Annotated in this window: 22 protein-coding genes; 11 read left to right on the forward strand and 11 right to left on the reverse strand. The window is 59.8% G+C overall.

Annotation, left to right across the window (positions count from 1 at the left end; genetic code table 11):
• Positions 1–434 precede the first annotated feature (434 nt).
• Positions 435–1,262 (reverse strand): 3'(2'),5'-bisphosphate nucleotidase CysQ, encoded by an 828-nt coding sequence (cysQ, locus tag PseuLF5_RS19775; protein WP_123470579.1) that lies wholly within the window; start codon positions 1,260–1,262, stop codon positions 435–437.
• A gap of 11 nt (positions 1,263–1,273) precedes the next feature.
• Positions 1,274–1,840, reverse strand: a complete 567-nt coding sequence (gene nudE / locus PseuLF5_RS19780) for an ADP compounds hydrolase NudE (protein ID WP_123470577.1) — start codon at positions 1,838–1,840, stop codon at positions 1,274–1,276.
• An 88-nt stretch (positions 1,841–1,928) separates the two neighbouring features.
• On the opposite strand from nudE, the gene yrfG reads away from it, so the two are divergent.
• Positions 1,929–2,591 carry a GMP/IMP nucleotidase gene (gene yrfG, locus PseuLF5_RS19785; protein ID WP_123470575.1) on the forward strand — a complete coding sequence of 221 codons (663 nt, stop codon included), beginning with the start codon at positions 1,929–1,931 and terminating at the stop codon, positions 2,589–2,591.
• Positions 2,592–2,677: 86 nt separating this feature from the next.
• Here yrfG and lysM read toward each other — a convergent pair whose 3' ends face one another.
• Positions 2,678–3,118 carry a peptidoglycan-binding protein LysM gene (gene lysM / locus PseuLF5_RS19790; protein ID WP_267805642.1) on the reverse strand — a complete coding sequence of 147 codons (441 nt, stop codon included), beginning with the start codon at positions 3,116–3,118 and terminating at the stop codon, positions 2,678–2,680.
• Between the two features lie 138 nt (positions 3,119–3,256).
• On the opposite strand from lysM, the gene PseuLF5_RS19795 reads away from it, so the two are divergent.
• From PseuLF5_RS19795 to PseuLF5_RS19810, 4 genes are all read left to right on the forward strand, one after another.
• Positions 3,257–4,144, forward strand: a complete 888-nt coding sequence (locus tag PseuLF5_RS19795; protein ID WP_123470571.1) for a LysR family transcriptional regulator — start codon at positions 3,257–3,259, stop codon at positions 4,142–4,144.
• 92 nt (positions 4,145–4,236) lie between these two features.
• Positions 4,237–5,076, forward strand: a complete 840-nt coding sequence (gene fdhD / locus PseuLF5_RS19800; RefSeq protein WP_186748420.1) for a formate dehydrogenase accessory sulfurtransferase FdhD — start codon at positions 4,237–4,239, stop codon at positions 5,074–5,076.
• Positions 5,073–7,421 carry an FdhF/YdeP family oxidoreductase gene (locus PseuLF5_RS19805; protein WP_340134443.1) on the forward strand — a complete coding sequence of 783 codons (2,349 nt, stop codon included), beginning with the start codon at positions 5,073–5,075 and terminating at the stop codon, positions 7,419–7,421. Before fdhD ends, PseuLF5_RS19805 begins: the two co-directional genes overlap by 4 nt.
• A gap of 346 nt (positions 7,422–7,767) precedes the next feature.
• Positions 7,768–8,250, forward strand: a complete 483-nt coding sequence (locus tag PseuLF5_RS19810) for a YMGG-like glycine zipper-containing protein (RefSeq protein ID WP_007952660.1) — start codon at positions 7,768–7,770, stop codon at positions 8,248–8,250.
• A gap of 54 nt (positions 8,251–8,304) precedes the next feature.
• Here the strand turns inward: PseuLF5_RS19810 and PseuLF5_RS19815 are convergent, their stop codons facing one another.
• From PseuLF5_RS19815 to PseuLF5_RS19825, 3 genes are all read right to left on the reverse strand, one after another.
• Positions 8,305–8,730 carry an acyl-CoA thioesterase gene (locus PseuLF5_RS19815; RefSeq protein ID WP_340134446.1) on the reverse strand — a complete coding sequence of 142 codons (426 nt, stop codon included), beginning with the start codon at positions 8,728–8,730 and terminating at the stop codon, positions 8,305–8,307.
• Between the two features lie 220 nt (positions 8,731–8,950).
• On the reverse strand, positions 8,951–10,177 hold the full coding sequence (locus PseuLF5_RS19820) for a 3-hydroxyacyl-CoA dehydrogenase (RefSeq protein WP_340134448.1): 1,227 nt from the start codon (positions 10,175–10,177) through the stop codon (positions 8,951–8,953).
• A 133-nt stretch (positions 10,178–10,310) separates the two neighbouring features.
• Complete coding sequence (locus PseuLF5_RS19825) at positions 10,311–12,239, reverse strand: RecQ family ATP-dependent DNA helicase (RefSeq protein ID WP_340134450.1); 1,929 nt, start codon at positions 12,237–12,239, stop codon at positions 10,311–10,313.
• Between the two features lie 242 nt (positions 12,240–12,481).
• Between PseuLF5_RS19825 and PseuLF5_RS19830 the strand changes: the two genes are divergently transcribed.
• Positions 12,482–12,613, forward strand: coding sequence for a hypothetical protein (locus PseuLF5_RS19830; RefSeq protein ID WP_256591295.1), 132 nt, complete (start codon positions 12,482–12,484; stop codon positions 12,611–12,613).
• Between the two features lie 5 nt (positions 12,614–12,618).
• Here the strand turns inward: PseuLF5_RS19830 and PseuLF5_RS19835 are convergent, their stop codons facing one another.
• On the reverse strand, positions 12,619–13,122 hold the full coding sequence (locus tag PseuLF5_RS19835; protein ID WP_322375370.1) for a polysaccharide deacetylase: 504 nt from the start codon (positions 13,120–13,122) through the stop codon (positions 12,619–12,621).
• A gap of 539 nt (positions 13,123–13,661) precedes the next feature.
• On the opposite strand from PseuLF5_RS19835, the gene PseuLF5_RS19840 reads away from it, so the two are divergent.
• Complete coding sequence (locus PseuLF5_RS19840; protein ID WP_123470560.1) at positions 13,662–13,961, forward strand: hypothetical protein; 300 nt, start codon at positions 13,662–13,664, stop codon at positions 13,959–13,961.
• A 384-nt stretch (positions 13,962–14,345) separates the two neighbouring features.
• Here the strand turns inward: PseuLF5_RS19840 and PseuLF5_RS19845 are convergent, their stop codons facing one another.
• Entirely contained in the window at positions 14,346–15,887 is a 1,542-nt protein-coding gene (locus PseuLF5_RS19845; protein ID WP_025110978.1) for a phosphoenolpyruvate carboxykinase, read from the reverse strand.
• 181 nt (positions 15,888–16,068) lie between these two features.
• Positions 16,069–16,971 carry an Hsp33 family molecular chaperone HslO gene (hslO, locus tag PseuLF5_RS19850; protein ID WP_123470558.1) on the reverse strand — a complete coding sequence of 301 codons (903 nt, stop codon included), beginning with the start codon at positions 16,969–16,971 and terminating at the stop codon, positions 16,069–16,071.
• Positions 16,972–17,074: 103 nt separating this feature from the next.
• Here hslO and PseuLF5_RS19855 point away from each other — a divergent pair, with 103 nt between their 5' ends.
• Positions 17,075–17,878 (forward strand): phosphatase PAP2 family protein, encoded by an 804-nt coding sequence (locus PseuLF5_RS19855; RefSeq protein WP_340134455.1) that lies wholly within the window; start codon positions 17,075–17,077, stop codon positions 17,876–17,878.
• Positions 17,879–17,930: 52 nt separating this feature from the next.
• Here PseuLF5_RS19855 and PseuLF5_RS19860 read toward each other — a convergent pair whose 3' ends face one another.
• Complete coding sequence (locus PseuLF5_RS19860; protein WP_123470555.1) at positions 17,931–18,338, reverse strand: RNA-binding S4 domain-containing protein; 408 nt, start codon at positions 18,336–18,338, stop codon at positions 17,931–17,933.
• A gap of 116 nt (positions 18,339–18,454) precedes the next feature.
• Here PseuLF5_RS19860 and rimA point away from each other — a divergent pair, with 116 nt between their 5' ends.
• The 3 genes from rimA to rimK are packed head-to-tail and all read left to right on the forward strand — an operon-like array spanning position 18,455 to position 20,632.
• A complete protein-coding gene (gene rimA, locus PseuLF5_RS19865; protein ID WP_123470553.1) occupies positions 18,455–19,234 on the forward strand; it encodes a S6 modification regulatory phosphodiesterase RimA in 780 nt (259 codons plus the stop codon).
• Between the two features lie 16 nt (positions 19,235–19,250).
• Positions 19,251–19,730 carry a retropepsin-like aspartic endopeptidase RimB gene (gene rimB / locus PseuLF5_RS19870; RefSeq protein WP_007917936.1) on the forward strand — a complete coding sequence of 160 codons (480 nt, stop codon included), beginning with the start codon at positions 19,251–19,253 and terminating at the stop codon, positions 19,728–19,730.
• Entirely contained in the window at positions 19,727–20,632 is a 906-nt protein-coding gene (gene rimK, locus PseuLF5_RS19875) for a 30S ribosomal protein S6--L-glutamate ligase (RefSeq protein ID WP_007949201.1), read from the forward strand. The genes rimB and rimK overlap by 4 nt, the downstream gene beginning before the upstream one ends.
• Positions 20,633–20,710: 78 nt before the next feature.
• On the opposite strand, the gene PseuLF5_RS19880 is transcribed toward rimK, so the two are convergent.
• On the reverse strand, positions 20,711–22,024 hold the full coding sequence (locus PseuLF5_RS19880; RefSeq protein ID WP_123470551.1) for an ATP-binding protein: 1,314 nt from the start codon (positions 22,022–22,024) through the stop codon (positions 20,711–20,713).
• Positions 22,025–22,046: the final 22 nt, after the last annotated feature.

Raw genomic sequence — 22,046 nt, forward strand, 5'->3', positions numbered from 1 at the left:
CGGGAGAGGGCTGGGATGAGGTGTCTTGCGTCAGACATCAAGCTGAAAGATCGGCAGCGATTATGGATTCAGTAAAACTGGCTCAAGCCGGTGAACCTCTCCAACATCCCCCAATCGGCCCCCTCTCCCTCCGGGAGAGGGCTGGGATGAGGTGTCTTGCGTCAGACATCAAGCTGAAAGATCGGCAGCGATTATGGATTCAGTAAAGCTGGTTCAAGCCAGTGAATCTCTCCAGCATCCCCCAATCGGCCACCTCTCCCTCCGGGAGAGGGCTGGGGTGAGGTGTCTTGCGTCAGACATCGACCTGAAAGATCGGCAGCGATTATGGATTCAGTAAAGCCGGTTCAAGTCGGTGAATCTCTCCAACATCCCCCAATCGGCCCCCTCTCCCTCCGGGAGAGGGCTGGGGTGAGGGGAATCGAGAGTCCGCCCACTTACCCCCGAGCCAGCTCCAGCAATCTGGAACGCCACGCCGCTTTCGCCGGCAGCGCCAGAAAGAATTCATTGAGCAGCGATTCCCGCGCGGGATAACAGAACGCTTCGCCCTGCAGATCCAGCACCTCGCCGCCGGCACCCTCAAGCACGCCCTGTGCCGCTGCGGTGTCCCATTGCGACGTCGGCGCCAGGCGCGGGTAGCAATCCGCCGCGCCTTCGGCCAGCAGGCAAAACTTCAACGAACTGCCGATATTCGCCAGTTGCAGCTCGCCCAGGCTCGCACTCAACCCGGCCAGCAACCGCTCTTGCTCAGGGCTCGAATGCCGACGACTGGCGACCACCGTAAAGGCCTCACCCGGCCCTGGTACGTCGCGCACCTGAATCGACACCGGCGTCCCGTCCTTGTCGCAACGCCAGGCACCCAGCCCGGCGCCGCCGACGTAGAAGCGACCATTGGTCGGCATCGACACCACGCCAAACACCACGCGACCGTTTTCGATCAGCGCGATGTTGACGGTGAATTCTTCGCTGCCGCTGATGAACTCCTTGGTCCCATCCAGCGGATCGACCAGCCACCAGCGCTGCCATCCGGCACGCACGGCTTGCGGAATATCGGCGTCCTCTTCGGACAACACCGGAATGTCCGGATCGAGCGCCGTCAGCCCGGCGACGATCAGATGATGCGCCGCCAGATCCGCAGCGGTCACCGGCGAATCATCGGACTTGGCACTGACTTCAACGCCGACGCGCCAGAACGGCAAAATCGCCTCGCCGGCCTGCAAGGCGAGTTCGACCACCGGCGCCATCAATGGATGGGGAAAATTCATCGACACCTCACTCATGACGTAAAGTACCCGCGCTGCGTCAGCAGATCACGAGTCAGATAAAGCGCGGCCAGTGCGCGGCCTTCGGAGAATTGCGGGTTTTGCGCCAGCGCCGACAGTTCACGCAGGTTGATCTTGTCGACGCGCATCGGCTCGGGCTCATCACCCTCCAGACGCTCTTCGTACAGATCGGTGGCAAGCACCACCTGGATTTTCTGGCTCATGTAACCGGGCGACAATGACAGCTCGGTCAGGTGCTCCAGTTGGCGTGCGCCGAAACCGGCCTCTTCCTTGAGCTCACGCTCGGCCGCCGCCAGCACATCCTCACCCGGTTCGATCAAGCCTTTGGGCAGCGACAATTCGTATTCGTCAGTGCCGCCGCAATATTCTTCGACCAGCACCGCGTGTTCGGCATCGAGCATCGCCACAATCATCACCGCGCCGTAGCCCGCACCTTTGCCGACCAAACGCTCGTAGGTACGCTCCACACCATTGGAGAAACGCAGCTTCAGTTCTTCGACACAAAACAGGCGACTGGTGGCGACGATCTCGCGGGCAAGTACGGTGGGTTTCTGGCGCATGCAAAGCTCCTTGGCGTGAACGCGCTACTATAACGCGGCTTTCCCGATTGTTTATGTCGGATATCTTTCTACCGCTCGAGACGTTGCCATGCCTTCTTTACCGTGGTCTGACATTGATACCGTTCTGCTGGACATGGACGGTACGTTGCTGGATCTGCACTTCGACAATCATTTCTGGCTGGAACACCTGCCCCAGCGTTACGCCGACCTGCACGGGGTGAGCCGGACGATGGCCGAGATGGAATTGCAGCCGCTGTTCGAACGCCACGCCGGCCAGTTGCAATGGTATTGCCTGGATTTCTGGAGTGCCGAGCTGAAACTATCGGTGCGTGAACTGAAGTTGGAAACCGCGCATTTGATCGCGTTGCGCCCGGATGCCGACACCTTTCTGCATGCGATCAAAAACGCTGGCAAGCGGGTGATCATGATCACCAACGCCCACCGTGATTCGCTGTCGCTGAAACTGGAACGGATCGAGCTGGCGCCGTATTTCGAACGGCTGATCAGCTCCCACGACTACGGTTTCCCCAAGGAAAATCCGCAGTTCTGGGATGCCTTGCAGGCAGATATCGACTTTGATCCGGCACGCAGCCTGTTTATCGACGATACGTTGCCGATTCTGCGCAGTGCGCGGCGTTTTGGCGTGGCGCATCTGCTGGCGGTCAAGGAGCCGGACAGCCGCAAAGGGCCGAAGGACACCGCCGAGTTTGCGGCGGTCGAGGATTACCGCGACCTGATCTCAGGCTTGTAAATCCATTGTGCCGAGGAAGCTTGCTCCCTCTGGGGGCCGTTGCGCGGCCCAACGGGAGCAAGCGTCCTCGCCACAAAGGTTTGGCTTTACTTCGGAATACGAAGCTTCTGCCCTGGATAAATCTTGTTCACATCCTTGAGCATCGGTTTGTTGGCTTCGAAGATTTTCTGGTATTGGTTGGCGTTGCCGTAAACCCGCAACGAGATTGCACTGAGCGTGTCCCCGGCCTTCACTTCGACAAACTCGGCGGCCACGACCACCGGCCCGGTCACGGTGATCTTGTCCTCCACACTGCCGATACCGGCAATGTTACCCACGGCCAGCAAAATCTTTTCCTTTTCCTCCTGGCTCGCCACTTCACCGGTGACCGTGACCTTGTCACCGTCGACGGTGGCCTGCACATTCGGATTGCCCAGCCCGACCTTGCTGATGTGTTCCTTCAACTGCTCGCTGGCATTGGCATTACCCGGGGTCAGCAGATCAATCAGCTTCTCGCCGGCTTCTTTCACAAAGCTCAACAGACTCATAGCGCACACTCCTTGATTGGGGATCCAGACGTTCAAGCCTAGACCACATCAGCCACACCCGGTTCCAGGCCGACCAATGACCCTGGCCCCGCGCAAGCGCTAGAATCGCCACCCCTGCCAACACTCACCGGAGCGAAGATGGACATCAAACAGCTGAAATTCCTCATCGCCCTCGACGAAACCCGCCACTTCGGCCAGGCCGCCGCCCGCTGCCACATCACGCAACCGACGTTGTCGATGCGTCTACGCAGCCTTGAAGAAGAGCTCGACCTGCCGCTGGTCAATCGCGGTCAGCGCTTTGAGGGTTTTACCGCGCCGGGCGAGCGCGTGCTGGCGTGGGCGCGTTCCGTGATGGCCGCTTACGACGGACTGCAGGCGGAAGCGGCGGCGTGTCGCGGCAACCTCATCGGCACGTTGCGGCTGGGTGTCGTGCCGCTGTCGAGTTTTGATCCGCTGCCACTGATGCAACGTTTGCATGCGGCGCACCCGAACCTGCGTTTCGAAATGTCGGCGCTGAGTTCCGAGCAGATCCTCGAACACCTGGCGAACAACCGCATCGACCTCGGTGTGTCCTACCTCGATCGCCTGGATCATGAACGTTTCGAATCACTGGCTTTCAGCGAGACCCGCATGGGGCTGCTGTATGACCAGCGCAGTTTTTCCTTCGGCGAGGCAGCGTTGAGCTGGGAAGCGCTGATCGAACTGCCGCTGGGCATGCTGACCAGCGGGATGCATTTTCGTCAGTCCATCGACCACAATTTCCACAGCCGTGGCCTGACCCCGCAGCCACTGTTACAAACCGATGCCGTCCATCAATTGTTACAGGCTGTGCACGGCGGCTTTTGCTGCGCGATCATGCCGCTGGACGGTGGCCTGGAAAAACTCACCGATCACCTGCGCCTGCAACCGATCGAAAACGCCCAGACCCTCGCCCCAATGGGCCTGATCATGCGCCGTGGCGCCCCGCGTTCAGCGCTGGCCGAGGCCTGTTTCGCGCTGTATCAGAAATCACCGGCAAGCACTTGATCGACGACATCTATCAATAGATCGACAGTAGCGATTAGACGCGACAAGTTGCCGCGCCTAGTCTTAACGTTGATCAATCCGTTGGTGATGCCATGAACGCCAAGCGCCCAGCCTGCGCGGCGCCTGCTCTCGAAACGCCCGCGCCCGCCGCCAGCCAGACGTACAGTTACAGCGATCTACCCCTTGTGGAATCGGCCAGCACCGCGCTGGCCGAGGAAGTCGCGTTGGCGATCGCCTACAACGGCATCAGCCAGGCGGTGATGCTGGTGACACCGACGGATCTGGAAGACTTCATCGTCGGCTTCAGCCTCGGCAGCGGCATCATCGAGGACGCCAGCGATATCTATGACCTGCAACTGAGCGGCGCCGGCTCGGCGCAATATGCGCAAGTGACCATTGCCAACCGCGCCTTCTGGAACCTCAAGCAACAGCGTCGGCAACTGGCCGGTACCAGCGGTTGCGGGCTCTGCGGCGTTGAAGCGGTCGAGCAGGCCTTGCCCGACCTGAAGGTCCTGCCCGGTGCACCGCTGCCACCCATTGAATGGCTCGACGGCTTGCGTCAGCGCATCAGTGCGTTTCAACCGTTGGGCCAGCACTGCGGCGCCGTGCACGCGGCGGTGTTCATGAATGCCAGCGGCGAATTGCTGCTCGGCCGTGAAGACATCGGCCGGCACAACGCCCTCGACAAATTGATCGGCGGCTTGATCCGCCAGAAGTTATCCACAGACGGCGGCCTGGCGATCGTCACCAGCCGTTGCAGCCTCGAATTGATCCAGAAAGTTTTGCGCGCCGGCATCCAGACCCTGGTCAGCCTGTCCGCACCCACGGGCCTCGCCGTGCAATGGGCCCGTCGACATAACCTCAATCTCATCCACCTGCCGCAGAAAAGTGCGCCGCGGGTGTATAGCCCCGCGATGGAGAATCAAGCGTGAGCCAACATCATCAAGCCGACCAGAAACCTGTCCCGCGCTACAAACCTTATAAAGGTGCCGCCGGCGGCTGGGGTGCCCTGATCAGTGTGGCCCAGGCCTGGTTGACCAGCGACAACGCGCTGAAAAACCTGCGCATGATGCTCAAAACCAACCAGAACGGCGGTTTCGACTGCCCGGGCTGCGCCTGGGGCGATTCGCCGGAAAGCGGCATGGTCAAGTTCTGCGAGAACGGCGCCAAAGCGGTGAACTGGGAAGCGACCAAGCGTCGCGTGGATGCGAAGTTCTTCGCCAAACACAGCGTGACCTCGCTGCTGGAACAGAGTGACTACTGGCTGGAGTATCAGGGTCGCCTGACCGAACCGATGGTCTACGACGCCGAGACCGATCGCTACAAGCCGATCAGCTGGGACGACGCCTACGCGCTGATTGCCAAACACCTGCAAGGCTTGCCGAGCCCGGATCTGGCCGAGTTCTACACCTCCGGTCGCGCCAGCAACGAAGCGGCGTATCTGTACCAGCTGTTCGTGCGCGCCTACGGCACCAACAACTTCCCCGACTGTTCGAACATGTGCCACGAGGCCAGCGGTGTGGCACTGGCGCAAAGCGTTGGCGTCGGTAAAGGCACCGTGACCTTCGACGACTTCGAACACGCCGACGCGATTTTCGTCTGGGGCCAGAACCCCGGCACCAACCACCCGCGTATGCTCGAACCGCTGCGTGAAGCGGTGAAACGGGGCGCACAGGTGGTCTGCATCAATCCGCTGAAAGAGCGCGGTCTGGAGCGTTTCCAGCACCCGCAGCATCCGCTCGAAATGCTCACCAACGGCGACAAGCCGACCAACACCGCGTATTTCCGTCCGGCGCTGGGCGGTGACATGGCGGTCCTGCGCGGCATGGCCAAATTCCTCCTGCAGTGGGAACGCGACGCACAGAAAACCGGCGCGCCGGCGGTGTTCGACCATGACTTCCTCAACGCCCACAGTGCCAACGTGCTGGAGTATCTCGGGGTCGTCGATGACACGCCGTGGGAACAGATCGTCGCGCAATCCGGCCTGACCCTGGTCGAGATCGAGCAAGCCGCACGCATGTATGCCAAAGGCAAGAACGTGATCATGTGCTGGGCAATGGGTATCACCCAGCATCGCCATTCGGTGCCGACCATCCAGGAAATCGCCAACCTGATGCTGCTGCGCGGCAACATCGGCAAACCGGGTGCCGGCCTGTGCCCGGTGCGTGGCCACAGCAACGTGCAGGGCGACCGCACGATGGGTATCAATGAACGGCCACCGGTGGCGTTCCTCGATTCACTGGAGCGGCGTTTCCAGTTCAAGGTGCCGCGCCACAACGGGCACAACGTGGTCGAGGCGATCCATGCGATGGCCGAAGGCCGCGCGAAAGTCTTCATCGGTCTGGGCGGCAACTTTGCCCAGGCGACGCCGGACAACCCGCGCACGTTCCAGGCGCTGAGCAATTGCGACCTGACCGTGCAGATCAGCACCAAACTCAATCGCAGCCACCTGGCCCACGGCAAGGACGCGCTGATCCTGCCGTGCCTCGGTCGTACCGACATCGACATCCAGACCGAAGGGCCGCAAGCGGTCACCGTGGAAGACTCATTCAGCATGGTCCACGCCTCCAATGGCCAGTTGCAGCCGCTGTCGAACCAGATGCGTTCGGAGCCGGCGATCATTGCCGGCATTGCCGCCGCCACACTGGGCAGCAAACCGGTGGACTGGCACTGGCTGGCGGCCGACTACGGGCGTATCCGCGAGCTGATCGCCGACACCATCCCGAACTTCAAAGACTTCAATGAGAAGATCAAGAACCCGGGGGGGTTCTACCTTGGCAACAGCGCCGGCGCGCGCAAGTGGAACACACCGTCGGGCCGCGCCAACTTCCGCGCGAACCTGCTGCCGAAAGACCTTGTCCACGAACGCACTCGTGCCACCGGGCAACTGCCGGACCTGATCCTGCAGTCGATGCGCTCTCACGACCAGTACAACACCACGATTTATGGTCTCGACGACCGTTATCGCGGGGTCAAAGGCCAGCGTGATGTGCTGTTCGTCAACGAGGCCGACATCATTCGCCTGGGCTTCCGTCCGGGGCAGAAAGCCGACATCGTCTCGCTGTGGGACGACGGTCGCGAGCGCCGGGTGAAGGGCTTCACCTTACTGGCGTTTGATATTCCTGCGGGTCAGGCGGCGGCTTACTATCCGGAAGTGAATCCGCTGGTGCCGCTGGAAAGCACCGGGGATGGCAGCCATACACCGACGTCGAAATTCATTGCGATCCGGCTGGAAGCGGCGAGTGAGAGCGGGTTGATCATGGCCAAGTCCGCTTGATGCGGGGTCAGCACCATTGCTATCGCGAGCAGGCTCACTCCTACAGTTGAACGTGTTCTATCTCTAGGAACTCGGTCACCGCAGGAGTGAGCCTGCTCGCGATAGTGGTCGTCGATTCAATGCAATTCTTTGTACTGTGCACTTTTCAAACGCCCACAAAAAAGGCCGCTTTTTCACAAAAGCGGCCTGTCCGAAGTAGCTAAAGACCGGCAAAAATCGCTTAAGTTCCGCATACAAAACAGTAACTTGCATAATTGTATACAAGTCGTGTTATTCGTCGGATTTCGATTGTCAGCCTTGTTACACAGCCTCAGGATCGGCGCCGTCATCCCTTTGAGGCTCCTCTATGAAGTTCTCCTCGATTCTCTTGTTGTCCCTTGGCCTGGTCAGTGGCTTCGCTTCTGCCGGAGGCACCACCGAAGCAGGTGTGGGCGGCGCATTGGGCGGGGTTCTTGGCTCGGTCGTCGGTCAGTCTTTAGGCGGCAGCACAGGTTCAACCATTGGCGCAGCCTTGGGCGGCGCGGGTGGCAGTGCGGTCGGCGCCGACAAACGCAGCCGTGGCGAAGCCGCCATTGGCGGTGCGTTGGGCGCGGCCGGCGGTAACGTGGTCGGCCGCAGCATGGGCGGCACCACCGGCAGCCTGATCGGCGCCGCAGCAGGTGGCGGCGCCGGTGGCGCGCTGGGCAACTACATGGGCAACAAGAGCGATGACGACGATCGTCGTTACGACCGTCGCCATGATGATCGTCGCTACTATCGTGACGACCACCGTGGTCGCGGCCATGCCTACGGCCACCGCAAGCATCACAAGTACTATCGCCACCGTTAAGGCGAATGCTTGAACAAAAATCGCAGCCCGAGGGCTGCGATTTTTTTTTGCCGTTTACACCACCAGGTATTCCAGTGCCTGCCGCAGTTCAGCGGGAATCGGCACAGGCTGGTTGCTCGAACGGTCGACGAACACATGCACGAAGCGCCCGGCCGCGCAGGCCTCGATTTCGCCGACCTTGAACACCGCCAGCTCGTATTGCACCGAACTGTTGCCCAGCTTGCCGACTCGCAGACCGACTTCGATCAGATCGGGAAACGCGATCGAGGCAAAGTAATCACACGCCGAACTGACCACAAACCCCACCACCTCGCCATCATGAATATCCAGGCCACCGACCTGAATCAGGTAGGTATTCACGGCTGTGTCGAAGAAGCTGTAGTAGGTCACGTTGTTGACGTGACCGTAAGCGTCGTTGTCGTGCCAGCGTGTGGTGATGGGCTGGAAGTGTGGGTAGTCGGTGCGTTGAGGGGTGGACATGGTTGGGCTGACTCTCCTGTTTTTTCAGTGAGGCCGCTTGCCCTCACCCTAGCCCTCTCCCAGAGGGAGAGGGGACTGACCGAGGTGTTTTCTCGAAATACACCGACCTGAACTGTCGAGTCGAACTCGAATGCTGAAACCCACGCAGATCGGCTCCCTTCACCCTCGCACCCCTTGGGGGAGAGGGCTGGGGTGAGGGGGACCGATTTTCGCCGTAACACTAAGCTTGAGCAAACCCCTTGCCCTGCGCGGCCAACTCGCCAATCAACCGCGCCGGTTTCCACTGATCGCCCTGACGCGTCTCCAGCGCCAGCAAGCGCTGATGAATGTCCGCCAGCCCCTGCTGATCCGCCCAGGCCATCGGGCCGCCCTTGTCTGCCGGGAAGCCGTAGCCGTTCAGGTACACCAAATCAATGTCGTGTGCCGATTGGGCGATGCCTTCCTGCAAAATCTTTGCACCCTCGTTGACCAATGCCAGAAGACTGCGCTCCAGGATCTCCTCCGGGCCGATCTCGCGGCGCTGGAAGCCCAACCCTTCGCTGACCTGCAACACCAACGCATCGACCTCAGGATCATGCTCGGCCTGACGACTGCCCGGCTCGTAGTGGTAGTAACCGTTGCCGGACTTCTGTCCAAACCGGCCCAGCTCGCACAAGCGGTTATCCACCTGAACCTCTGGCGCATCCTGGCCTTCGCCGGCCAACTCGCGGGCACGCCACTCCAGATCGATGCCGACCACGTCGTACATGCGGAACGGCCCCATGGCAAAACCGAAACCCTGCAACGCCGCATCCACCTGCTGTGGATAAGCGCCTTCGAGGAGCATCTTGCGTGCCTCCAGCACATACGGATGCAGCATGCGATTGCCGATAAAGCCGTGGCAGTTGCCCGACACCACACTGACCTTGCCCATGCGCTTGCCCAGGGCCAGTGCGGCCTCCAGGACCGTCGGCGAAGTCTGCGCACCTCGCACGATCTCCAGCAATTTCATGATGTGTGCCGGACTGAAAAAGTGCAGGCCCAGCACCTGAGCCGGGCGTCGGGTTACCTCGGCAATCGCGTCGATATCCAGCGCCGAGGTATTGCTCGCCAACAATGCTTTGGGTTTCAACAAGCCATCGAGTTCGCGAAAGATCTTCTGCTTGAGCTCAAGGTTCTCGTACACCGCTTCAATCACCAGATCGACATTACGGATCGCCGCGTAATCCGCCGCTGCACTGACCCGGGCGAGGCGTGCATCGGCTTCAGCCTGATCAATCCGCCCCTGCCGCACGTTGTGTGCGTAAGTGTCGGCTACTGCGGCCAGTGCCTGCTCAAGCATCTGTGGATTGTTATCCACCCATTGCACTGCAACGCCGGCATTAGCCAGGCACATGACAATGCCGCGCCCCATAGTGCCCGCGCCGATCACGGCAGCCTGCTGAATATCGAAGGATGTCTGGCTCATGTTGTTCTCTTGTTGGCGATCCGAAGACAGCCTTCACCATAGTCAGCCAATCAAGCTTTTTGAAGTTTATTACCGTGATGATCGACATTCAGCGGATGGATAAACCCCACTCGCGCCAGCGCCTACACAACGATCAGAGGTGTTCCTCAACCCAGCGGCGCACGTCGGCGTAGGGATATTCCTCGAGCGCCGCATACCCGGAGATCGTCCGCGCCTTGAGCCTGGTAAACAGCGGCACACTGATCCCGCACAGAAACCGTGTCAGCCGCTCCGCCGTCGGAACACTGCCTGCATGCTGTTCATGCTTGTGGATAAAATCACCGCACAGCGCCGGGAAACTTTTATCCACAAGCGACGGCAACTGCGGTGGTGCCGGCAGACGCGCGATGTGGCCATGACACACTGAGCAATGCCCGCACCGCTCGGGCGCCTGGTGATCACCGAAGTACTCGGCCAGGCGATGCCCCAGGCAACGCTCGGTCGAGAACAGTTCAAGCATCGCGTGTATCCGCGCCACTTCGGCTTGTTCGTGGCGAGTGAAGTAAGCATGCAGCTCACCGCTCAAAACAGCGCTGTCGAAGTCACTCTGCAGCACGCTGTAGACCTCGGTCATCTGCTTGCTTTCAAGTTCGATCCAGCCCTTTTCCTGAAAGTAATCCAGGGCCTTCACCACCCGACTGCGCTCAGCGGAATACTGCGTGTACATTGCCTCGAAATTCACGGTCGCCCAGGTACGTGCACGGTTTGAGGTGTGGATGATCGCCGCGACAAAGTCCCTGCGCTCGCCCTCGAAGCGCTCGAGCAATGCCTCAGGCTCCAGCAGGTATTTGAAACGGTACTCGGCGTAATAGGCGTAGCGCGGAGCGATCAACCCGCGCAGCTCCAGCTGCACCAGCAAAGTCTTGAGCGGCAACGCGCGGATGTTGCTCTGATCCGCCAGCGGTCCGAGCAGAAATTCCCATTGCCCCTCAGGCACCGATGCGTGCAATTCATCGAGCACATACCGAATACCGTCACGCTCCGGCGTGTCGCCGTAAACGAAGTTTTCCAGCACGTTGAGGCTGTCGCGATTGGCCAGCACCAGACAATCCGAGGGCTGCCCGTCGCGCCCTGCCCGACCGATTTCCTGGCTGTAGTTTTCGATGGATTTGGGCAAGTCGAAATGCACCACCTGGCGGATGTCGCTCTTGTCGATGCCCATGCCGAACGCAATGGTCGCGACAATGCAATTGGACTGCCCGGCCATGAAGCGTTTCTGGATGGCTTCACGCTGATCATTGGGCAACCCGGCGTGATAGGCCTCGGCCTGTATGCCATTTCGTACAAGGTGTTCGGCGACGTGCTCGGCGGTTTTCTGCAGGGTGACGTAAACGATGCCCGGCTGCCCCTGCCGCTCGGTCATCCATTCCACCAGGCGCCGGCGCTTGTCCTGAGCGCGCACCGGTTCCACCAGCAGGTTGAGATTGGGCCGATAGAAACCGGTGGTCACCACGTCCTCGGCGGCAATGGCGAATCTGGCCTGCATGTCGGCGATGACTTTCGGCGTAGCGGTGGCCGTCAGCAGCAGGGCTTGGGGAATGTTGAACTGGCGCTGATAGTCCGGCAGCTTGAGGTAGTCGGGACGGAAATTGTGGCCCCATTCCGAGATGCAGTGCGCCTCGTCCACCACCAGCAACGAGATCGGCACCTGCTGCAGGAAGTTGCGAAATCGCTCGTTTTTCAGGCGCTCGACCGAGACCATCAGAATCTTCAGCTCACCGGAGCGAGCACGAGCCATGACGTCATTGGCGTCGTCGCGGCTCTGTGCCGAATCGATGCTGCCTGCCGGGATGCCGTGGCGTTGCAGGAACGCCAGTTGATCCTGCATCAGCGCCAGCAACGGTGAAACCACCAGCGTCAGATGCGGCAGCAGCACTGCCGACACTTGATAACACAGGGATTTGCCCGAGCCGGTGGGGAAAATCGCCGCCGCCGAGCGCCCGGCCAATACAGCGCTGATGGCCTGCTCCTGACCGGGTCGAAACTGTGGATAACCGAAAACCTGTTCCAGGGTGTTGTGCATTCGCTGTCACTCCTTTGACCGCTGCCATGCCAACAGCCTAGCGGGCGATCGCAGCGAGTCGAGAAAAGGTCGGGGGGCAAACCAATACGGAATGATACAGCCCCGGACGCCCGGTCACAGACTGAAACAAACGGCCCGATTTGTTTATCGCGGTGTTTTCCGGCACCGCGCTAACGTGCCCGCTTCACTCTCCACATAACGCCAGGACGGCGATATGTACGCAACCTCACAAAGGAATGACCATGTCGAACACACTGAAATTGCCCCTCGCCCTCTTCATCGCGTCGCTGTTGCTGAGCGGATGCATGCCGTTTCCCGGTGACACTCCGGAACTCGCCATTTTCGTGGCAAAGGATGGCGCGTCCCTGGGCTGATTGAGTCAGGGCCGCAACACCGCCACACGCAACTGCTCGTTCAGGATCTGCTCATGCACACGCTGACTGTTGCTCACCCACAGTGTATGGGCAGGGCTGATATCGCCGGTGAACGCTGCCGCCAGTTGCCGCAAGTCCGCGACGCTGCGCACCCTTGGACAAAACACTTGCTCGTCGCAATCGAGGCTGGCAGTGCGATAGGTACTCAGCAAGCGATCCCACAAGCCGTCGCGCACCCGTCTGATCGATTTGAGCTGCACCTGCGCCACACCCAGCCGCTGCTTGAGCCCTGACTCGTCCAGAGCCTCGCTGGCCAGCAACGCCTTGCCGAACATCAGCACTTCGGCACGCGAGGCTGTGTCGACATTCGCCTGACTGGTGAGGGCATCCGGCCAACCGGTTCGATCCAGCTGACTCGACACTGGAGAATTGCCCAACTCAGCGGCAATCACCAAGTGAAAACCACTGACCCACAGCCATACGATCGAGGCCACTCGTAGCCACTGCATACCTAATTCCCTTTAAGCGCGTATCGGACGTTTGGAAATGTCCTACAGATTCTGGCGCGCACCTTACAGCGCTTTTTGGCGAAGTGCCTGAGAAAACCGTAGGAAAATTCTCGCCTAAGGGTTTTGCATTGAGAACCCCATGAAAATGCGTAGGGCAAATGCCCAAACCTCGGAAAAACCCCTACGAAACCTGTCCATTTTGGCCGTCTTGTTTCGCTCTAGGGCGCCCTTCTATAGTGGTCACAGAGGCTGAAGCTACCGATCGGCCGACCTGAGCGAGCCTGTTCAAATATCAGGCGAAGCAACGGTGAAAAGCCTGTCAACGCTTCATCCGGTTCCTGCAAAACACAACGCTATGTCGCCTTTCGCACCAGGGTTGCTCATACCTATAGTCGTGACGGTCGCTGCCAAATCAGCGGCTCGGGCCTGGTCACTCGAATGGAACGTGCATAAGCGTCCGCTGTATGTCGCCGGTATTCAATTGCCTGCAGTTTTATGGCGGCTTTGTTTGGGACACCTTCATTTGAGGATCAAGAACATTGAAAACATGGAATCAATTCACGACCGATCGCTTCCGTCCGCTCGAATCCAACCTCACCGACACCAAGCCTCTGGTCATCGACACAGCCGCCAATCCACAAGACATCCTCGAATGCGCCGTGCAGCGCCTGCGTGCTTCAAGCGACCTGCTACGCACCCTCTACTGCCTCAACTTCAAACAGGCCGATGTCGAAGACATCCCGCACATCACCCACGCTCTATATCTGCTGACGCAGGATGGCTGTGACCTGCTGCAGGTTGCGCAACAGCAAATGCTCAACTGGAAGGCTCCGGCCTGATAACAGTCATTAGTCAGGCTCCCCCCTGAAGCAGCAACTGATCTCGACGAGTTGTTCGAATCAAAGGGAAATTCGCCGCCAACGACCGCCCCTGTACAGAAGAGGCAGAATCGAAGTAACACGAGGAATGGCTGCGGCCTCCGACTACAGCATCGTCCACGCGATCAAAGACCGATGCGTAGAAATGCTGCGAATAATCCAGGCCCGGCAGCAATGGGCCGTGAAAGCTGGGGGTACTGAGAATGCCCCGCCACTCAAGTGGCTTTATTCTGGCTGTTCAGCTCGAATTCTGCGGGAATAATGGCAGTCCACCTGTGAGCACTTTCCACTCGCCCACAAAAAAGCCGCCCCAAGAGGCGGCTTTCTCATCGCTGCAAACCGATCTTACAACTTAGGACCGGCAGCCTTGATCGCGTCGCTCACTTCGAACTTCTTGAAGTTCTCGATGAACAGACCGGCCAGTGCTTTGGCAGCCTCGTCGTACGCAGCCTTGTCAGCCCAGGTGTTGCGTGGGTTGAGCAGGTTGGTTTCAACGCCCGGTACGGCCAGTGGCACGTCGAGGTTGATGGTGTCCAGGTGCTCGGTGGCTGCACCGATCAGTGCGCCGCTCTGGATCGCGGCGATCACTGCGCGGGTGGTCGGGATGTTGAAGCGTTTGCCGACGCCGTAGCCACCGCCGGTCCAGCCGGTGTTGACCAGGTAGACCTTGGAGCCGAAGCCGCGGATACGTTTGATCAGCAGCTCGGCGTATTCGCCAGCCGGACGCGGGAAGAACGGCGCGCCGAAGCAGGTGGAGAAGGTCGACTTGATGCCGCTGCCCGAACCCATTTCAGTCGAGCCCACCAGAGCGGTGTAGCCGGACAGGAAGTGGTAGGCCGCTTGTTCTTCGTTGAGGATCGACACTGGCGGCAGGACGCCGGTCAGGTCGCAGGTCAGGAAGATCACAGCGTTTGGCTCGCCGCCCAGGTTCTTCTCGGAACGCTTGGCAACGTGCTCCAGCGGGTAGGCCGCGCGGCTGTTCTGGGTCAGGCTGACATCGGCGTAGTCGGCGTGCTTGGCGTCGTCGATAACAACGTTTTCCAGCACAGCGCCGTGCTTGATGGCTTTCCAGATGACCGGCTCGTTCTTCTCGGACAGGTCGATGCACTTGGCATAGCAGCCGCCTTCGATGTTGAAGACAACGCCTTCGCCCCAACCGTGTTCGTCGTCACCGATCAGGTAACGGCTTTCGTCGGCCGACAGGGTGGTTTTACCGGTGCCCGACAGACCGAAGAACAGGGTCACGTCGCCTTCTTCGCCGATGTTGGCAGCGCAGTGCATTGGCAGCACGTCAGCGGCCGGCAGCAGGAAGTTCTGCACGGAGAACATGGCTTTCTTCATCTCACCGGCGTAACGCATGCCGGCGATCAGCACTTTCTTCTGTGCGAAGTTGAGGATCACGCAACCGTCGGAGTTGGTGCCGTCACGCTCAGGCACGCACTCGAAGTTGGCCACGTTGAGCACTTGCCACTCTTCACGACCGGCCGGGTTGTACTGCGCCGGGTTGATGAACAGGCAACGACCGAACAGGTTCTGCCAGGCAGTCTGAGTGGTCATTTTCACGGCCAGGTAGTGATCTTCGGCCGCGCCTACATGCACGTGGGAAACGAAATGCTCTTGCGCGTTGTTGAATGCTTCTACGCGAGCCCACAGCGCGTCGAACTTGTCGGCCGGGAACTTGCGGTTGATCGGGCCCCAGGCGATAGCGGCCTGGGTGGAAGGCTCTTCAACGATGAAACGGTCAACCGGCGAACGACCGGTGCGGTGACCAGTGCGAACAACCAGAGCGCCGGTATCGGCAAGCTCGCCCTCACCGCGGTTCAGGGCTTCTTTAACCAGATCATCAACACTCAGATCGGTGTACACGGCGTTATTGGCTTGCGTCATGAGGTTCCCCGTCGGCCAGTGGCCGAGTGTGCTCCAAACGTTTTGTAGTAGAAAGTCGTGCACTACTACCGCGAAAAAAGTGGGCCGGATTATGCCAGAAAAGCCCAAAAAGAGTAGGGTCCTCCCGTCGTAACGGCGAAATTCCGTCGTTACGCAGTGAATTTACCTGCGCTGAACCGTTTTAGTGCCGGGTATCTGACGGCGTGTCGACGCCTGCGCCAGCGAACAATTGAGCGATATCGGCTGCGTCGAACAGGTACTGCTGATTGCAGAACTGGCAATCGATCTCGATATTGCCGCCGTTCTCTTGAACCAACTGCTGCGCATCCTCAAGACCCAGACTGACCAGCGCGTTGCCCGAACGCTCGCGTGAGCAGGTGCAACGGAAGCGCAGTTTCTGCACATCGAACAGGCGCACCTGCTCTTCATGGTAGAGGCGATGCAACACGGTTTCGTTGTCCAGGCTCAACAATTCATCGGCGGTCAGCGTGCTCGCCAGTGCGGTGATGTGCTGCCAGCTGGCGGCGCGCTCTTCTTCGTCTTTCAGACGGTCGGCCGGCAGCTGTTGCAGCAGCATCCCGCGCGCACGACGGCCGTCGGCGAACAGCTTGAAGCGCGTGCCGACCTGTTGCGACATGACGAAATAATTGGTGAAGCACTCAGACAGGTTGTCGCCGTCAAGGTCGACGATGCCTTGGTAACGCTGGCCGATCGTCGGGTCGACGGTCAGGGTCAGGTCGCCGCCCGGCATCAGGTCGGCAAGGGTGGCGTCCGGCGCGATCTGCTCGGCGTTGTAACGCGCCAAGCCACGGATCTCGCGCTCGCTGGAGCATTCGATCATCAGCAGCGGAATCGGCCCTTCGGAACGCGCCTGCAAAATCAGCAAGCCGTCGAATTTCAGGGTGCCCACCAGCAACGAGGCGGCCGCCATCAATTCGCCAAGCAGCTGCGCCACCGGCTCCGGGTACGGGTGCTTGGCGAGGACTTCGGCGTAGCTGCGTTCCAGCGCAACCAGTTCGCCGCGCGTGTCGCTGTCATCGAAGATGAAGCGTTGGGTGTAATCGGTATCCGGTAGGTCGGTCATAGGTCTGGGTATCTGAATGTGATGACAAAATGGTTACAAAACGTGAAAATTTCGTTTCTTGGCACTTTTTTTGGTGCCGATGCTTAGCCATGGGAGGCATTTTATGAACAATCCGGGTTTGTTCCAATCAAGGTGGAACCTCGGCCGGCTGGTTCTGTGTAACGTGGTGCCATTGGCACTACTGGCTTTCTGGTTATGGCCTACGGGCCAGATGCTGTGTGTGATTTTCGACGAGTGGCTGTTCCGCTCGCTCAATGCACCGCTGGCCAGCAACCCGATATGGCTCCACATCTGGGCAATTGCAAGCCTGCGCCCGTTTGACATCGTCGTCGGGATCATTCTGCTGACGTTGTTGATCAAGGGTGACTGGGTATTCAAGGCGATTGATGTGCGTCGCGCGTTCTTTGGTTTTTTCTCGATCCTGCTGCTGATGGTGCTCATCCGCGCGCTGTTTTCCAAGTTTGCCGACCACATGGACTGGCAGCACAGCAGCCCGTCGATGGTGCTTGAAGGCGCAGTGCACATCAGCGACTACTTCCCGCATATGGAAAAAACCTGGGAGCTGAAGGACCGTTCGAGCCAGAGCTTTCCCGGTGACCATGCTTCGGTACTGTTGATCTGGGCCCTGTTCATGGGCGTGTTCAGTCGTACGGTTGGCCAGTTCCTGACCATCTGGGGCCTGGCGCTGTTGTTCATGCTGCCACGCCTGGTAGCGGGCGCGCATTGGGGCCAGGACGATTACATCGGCGGTTTACTGCTGGCGGTGTGGGCATTGGGCTGGGGTTATTACACGCCGTTTGCCTGGCACGCGTCGAATTTCTGGCTGAAGGTGACAGCGCCGATCTTCGCGCTGCTGGGCAAGTTGCCGATGGTTTCGCGGATGAGTGTGGTATCCGCAGCAAACTGACAGTTTTGCGCACTGCCTTGGGCGAGGGAGGAAGCTTGCTCCCTCGCCACAATCATGCGTCGTTACTGTTCCCACGAAATTTAAACAGGTCCCGCCGCTGCTTCTTGCTCGGCTTGCCGTCGGTGCTCACACCCAGAGAACCGGCCTTGCGCATCGCCGCCGCGGCTTCGCGCTTGGCACTACTCGCCTCGGTCTCTGCGTACAGCGTCTGCGCTTCCGGCGCGCCACGACGCACGATCGACAACGCTTCGACCCGAACCGTGCGCACTTCGAACCCGGTGCGGATCTCGAACTCATCGCCGATTCGCGGCTCCTTGCCCGGTTTGCACCGCTCGCCCCGACAATGCACCTTGCCACTCTCGATCGCCGCTTTGGCCAAGGCACGGGTTTTGTAAAACCGCGCGGCCCACAGCCATTTATCGAGACGAACCTTGTCGTCCTCTTCCTGTTTTTGCGCCATATGAATTCCTCGTTCAGCCAGTAGTCGGAACTGTACTACCGATTCTGTCGGGCGCAAGAACCCAGCCCTCCAGATAAACTGAGATCCTGGCCGGTTGACCGGCATGGAGTGATCAAGTGACCAGACTCCCGTCTTCGTTGACCTCGCCCAAAGCGGGTTGCCAGGGTTGCCGGCACAGCGAGCCGCTGGGCTTCGATTTTGCCTTTGCCTATCAGCCCATCGTGGACCTGCGCGAACAGACGGTCTTCGCCCACGAGGCGCTGGTCCGAGGGACGGCCGGTGAAGGCGCGTTGACGGTGTTAGATCAAGTTACAGAAGACAACCGTTACCGTTTCGATCAGCTCTGCCGGACCCGCGCCATCGAAGGTGCGGCCAGTCTTAATATGCAGACACACTTGTCGATCAACTTCATGCCCAACGCCGTCTATCGTCCAGAGTCATGCATACGCAGCACGCTGGAAGCGGCAAAGAAACACAATTTCCCGATCGACCGGCTGATTTTCGAAACCCTGGAAAGCGAGCACGTAGATAACTATCGCCATTTGACCAATATTCTGCGTGAATACCGCGAATTCGGCTTCAAGACGGCCATCGACGATTTCGGTGCCGGTTTTTCGGGGCTGAATCTGCTGGCTGATTTTCAACCGGATCTGATCAAACTCGACATGGCGCTGATTCGCGATGTCGATCAAGACCGTGTCCGTCAGGCTATCGTTCGGGGGATTGTCACAATCTGTGCGGAGTTGGACGTTACAGTCATTGCCGAAGGCATAGAGCGCGCCGGCGAGCGGGACTTCCTGGCGGATTGCGGAATATTTCTGATGCAGGGGTTCTGGTTCGCCAAGCCTGCATTCAAAGCGTTGGCCCAGGTATCACCTGAGGCGTGGACGCGTTAATTGTTGGTTTTTTCCATTGAAGACATTTGACCATTTGACCGTTGTCGGTCTGCGCGAGTGGGTGGCGCTCCCGGATCTGGGAGTTGCGGGCCTGCGCGCAAAAATCGACACCGGTGCCAGCACCTCCAGCCTGCACGCCACAGACATCGAACCGTTCGAACGCGACGGCGAGAAGTGGGTGCGCTTCACCGCGCACCTCGGCACGGTGGTGCAGTTGCGTCACCGGCGTTGCGAAGCACCGCTGGTCACGCGCAAAACCATTAAAAGCTCCAATGGCCATGCCCAGGTGCGCTACGTGATCAGCACCACCCTGGCCTTGGGCGATCGGGTCTGGCCGGTCGAGTTCACCCTCGCCTGCCGCAAGTCCATGCGCTATCGCCTGTTGCTCGGTTCCAAAGCCCTGATCGATGGCCAGCTGGTGGTCAATCCGGGCATCAAATATGTACAAGACAAGCCGGTGTTCCCGGTATCTACCTCCTCCACAGGTGTTGCATGAAGATCGCTGTGCTGTCGCGGAACCCGCGTCTGTATTCCACCCGCCGTCTGGTCGAAGCCGGAACCGAGCGCGGGCATGAAATGGTCGTGATCGACACCTTGCGCGCCTATATGAACATCGCCAGTCACAAGCCGCAGATCCACTATCGCGGCAAACCGCTGGAAGGCTTCGATGCGGTGATTCCGCGGATCGGGGCGTCGGTGACGTTTTATGGTTGTGCGGTGTTGCGCCAGTTCGAAATGATGGGCGTGTTCCCGCTGAACGAGTCGGTGGCCATCGCCCGTTCGCGGGACAAACTGCGCTCGCTGCAACTGCTGTCACGGCGAGGCATCGGCTTGCCGGTCACCGGGTTTGCTCACTCGCCGGATGACATTCCCGACCTGATCGACATGGTCAACGGCGCGCCACTGGTGATCAAGGTGCTGGAAGGCACCCAGGGCATCGGCGTGGTGCTGTGCGAAACCGCGACGGCGGCGGAGTCGGTGATCGAAGCATTCATGGGCCTGAAGCAGAACATCATGGTCCAGGAATACATCAAGGAAGCCGGCGGTGCGGACATCCGCTGCTTCGTGGTCGGCGACAAGGTGATCGCGGCCATGAAGCGTCAGGCCAAGCCGGGGGAATTCCGCTCCAACCTGCATCGCGGCGGCAGCGCCAGCCTGATCAAGATCACTCCGGAAGAACGCATGACCGCCTTGCGTGCAGCCAAGGTCATGGGCCTGGCGGTGGCGGGTGTGGATATTCTGCGTTCCAATCACGGGCCGCTGGTGATGGAGGTGAACTCCTCGCCTGGACTGGAAGGGATCGAGACCACCACGGGCAAGAACGTGGCGGGGATCATCATCGAGCACCTTGAGAAGAACGGCGGGCCGAACATGACCCGCACCAAAGGCAAGGGCTGAAAAGCAGCTTCGAGCGGCAAGTTTCAAGCGACAAGTAAAAAAACACTTTTGCTTGCCGCTTGAAACTCGCCGCTGCTCCTATACCGCATCCCGAGGAAGCATCAACCCCAACGGCAAGCGTACTCGCGCTTCCAGTCCTCCCCCGGAGCGATTGCGCAGCTCGACATTGCCGCCATGCATCGAAGCAATCCGCTTCACAATCGCCAGGCCCAGCCCGGTGCCTTTGCCGCCACGGGCGCGGTCGCCACGGGTGAACGGGTTAAAGATGGCTTCAAGCTCCGCAGGGTCGATGCCCGCGCCACGATCCATCACGCTCAGGACCACGTACGGCGCGCTGGTGTCGCCGGACACATACGCCGCCACCTCAACACTGCCGCCCGCATGGTTCAAGGCGTTGCCGATCAGATTGTTCAGCAGGCGCTTCATCGAAACCCGCCGCAGCGGGAATGGCTGGATCGGCTCCAGACGCAAACGCACCTTCTCTTCATTCTGGTTGTAAGGTGCTGCCACCTCACGCACCAGATCGCTGAGATCCACCTCCTCCACTGACTCATCGCGGCCATCACGAATGAACGCAAGGAACTGGTCGAGAATCGCGTCCATGTCTTCGATGTCGCGCACCATGTCGTCGGTCAGGTCGTTATGATCCCCCATCAACTCCAGCGACAGGCGCAGGCGCGTCAGCGGCGTGCGCAAGTCGTGAGAGACACCGGCCAGCATCAGTTCACGCTCACGTCCCGCCTGTTCGACGTCTTCGGCCATCTGGTTGAAGGCGCGATACACCTCAGTCATTTCACTCGGCGTGTCGCTGATCGGCAGACGCACGCTGCGACCCTGGCCCAGTTGCCGGGCGGCGTACACCAGGCGCTTCAACGGCTGATTGAGCTGGCTGACGAAAATCCACGCCGAGGCGGTCGACAACAAACCGATGGCAAGGAACCAGCCGAGCACGTTCCAGATTTTCTGACCACGCAGCGGGTGTGGATACAACGGCACTTTCAGCCAGCCATCACCGAGGCTCGGCGCACGCACCCACAGCGCTGGCGGCGAGTGCATGCGTAAACGCACTTCGGTGTCGGCACCGAGCTCAGCCTGCATCTGGCGCTGGTAGATCTCGCTGTACGGCCAGTGCTGTTCGCCTTCCGGCACACCGGCACCGACCACCCGGATCAAGGTCGCGGCATCGGCGATTTTTGCGCGGTTTTCCTCGTCAGCCGCCCAATAGGCGCGCAGCGTCAGGGCGACGCCGTGGCTGTATTGGCGATCCACCAGCACGTCCTCGTTCATCAGCAGATAAACCAGGGTCAGCGCCTTGGAAAACAGCACGACGATGAGCACCAGCCAAAGGGTGCGGGAGAAGAAACTTTGGGGGAACCAGACAGGGGTTTTCATCAATAACCGCTACACACTTGCA

The sequence above is a fragment of the Pseudomonas sp. LF-5 genome, assembly GCF_037626295.1.
Taxonomy (GTDB): domain Bacteria; phylum Pseudomonadota; class Gammaproteobacteria; order Pseudomonadales; family Pseudomonadaceae; genus Aquipseudomonas; species Aquipseudomonas monsensis.

Coding starts and splice junctions, on each gene's coding strand:
- PseuLF5_RS19860 (WP_123470555.1), bottom strand. CDS start 18,338: ATGGCGCAAAAACAGGAAGAGGACGACAAGGTTCGTCTCGATAAATGG.
- PseuLF5_RS19830 (WP_256591295.1), top strand. CDS start 12,482: ATGTCGAACACACTGAAATTGCCCCTCGCCCTCTTCATCGCGTCGCTG.
- PseuLF5_RS19825 (WP_340134450.1), bottom strand. CDS start 12,239: ATGCACAACACCCTGGAACAGGTTTTCGGTTATCCACAGTTTCGACCC.
- PseuLF5_RS19855 (WP_340134455.1), top strand. CDS start 17,075: ATGAACAATCCGGGTTTGTTCCAATCAAGGTGGAACCTCGGCCGGCTG.
- PseuLF5_RS19820 (WP_340134448.1), bottom strand. CDS start 10,177: ATGAGCCAGACATCCTTCGATATTCAGCAGGCTGCCGTGATCGGCGCG.
- cysQ (WP_123470579.1), bottom strand. CDS start 1,262: ATGAATTTTCCCCATCCATTGATGGCGCCGGTGGTCGAACTCGCCTTG.
- PseuLF5_RS19880 (WP_123470551.1), bottom strand. CDS start 22,024: ATGAAAACCCCTGTCTGGTTCCCCCAAAGTTTCTTCTCCCGCACCCTT.
- PseuLF5_RS19845 (WP_025110978.1), bottom strand. CDS start 15,887: ATGACGCAAGCCAATAACGCCGTGTACACCGATCTGAGTGTTGATGAT.
- lysM (WP_267805642.1), bottom strand. CDS start 3,118: ATGAGTCTGTTGAGCTTTGTGAAAGAAGCCGGCGAGAAGCTGATTGAT.
- PseuLF5_RS19795 (WP_123470571.1), top strand. CDS start 3,257: ATGGACATCAAACAGCTGAAATTCCTCATCGCCCTCGACGAAACCCGC.
- hslO (WP_123470558.1), bottom strand. CDS start 16,971: ATGACCGACCTACCGGATACCGATTACACCCAACGCTTCATCTTCGAT.
- fdhD (WP_186748420.1), top strand. CDS start 4,237: ATGAACGCCAAGCGCCCAGCCTGCGCGGCGCCTGCTCTCGAAACGCCC.
- PseuLF5_RS19835 (WP_322375370.1), bottom strand. CDS start 13,122: ATGCAGTGGCTACGAGTGGCCTCGATCGTATGGCTGTGGGTCAGTGGT.
- nudE (WP_123470577.1), bottom strand. CDS start 1,840: ATGCGCCAGAAACCCACCGTACTTGCCCGCGAGATCGTCGCCACCAGT.
- rimK (WP_007949201.1), top strand. CDS start 19,727: ATGAAGATCGCTGTGCTGTCGCGGAACCCGCGTCTGTATTCCACCCGC.
- yrfG (WP_123470575.1), top strand. CDS start 1,929: ATGCCTTCTTTACCGTGGTCTGACATTGATACCGTTCTGCTGGACATG.
- PseuLF5_RS19810 (WP_007952660.1), top strand. CDS start 7,768: ATGAAGTTCTCCTCGATTCTCTTGTTGTCCCTTGGCCTGGTCAGTGGC.
- PseuLF5_RS19815 (WP_340134446.1), bottom strand. CDS start 8,730: ATGTCCACCCCTCAACGCACCGACTACCCACACTTCCAGCCCATCACC.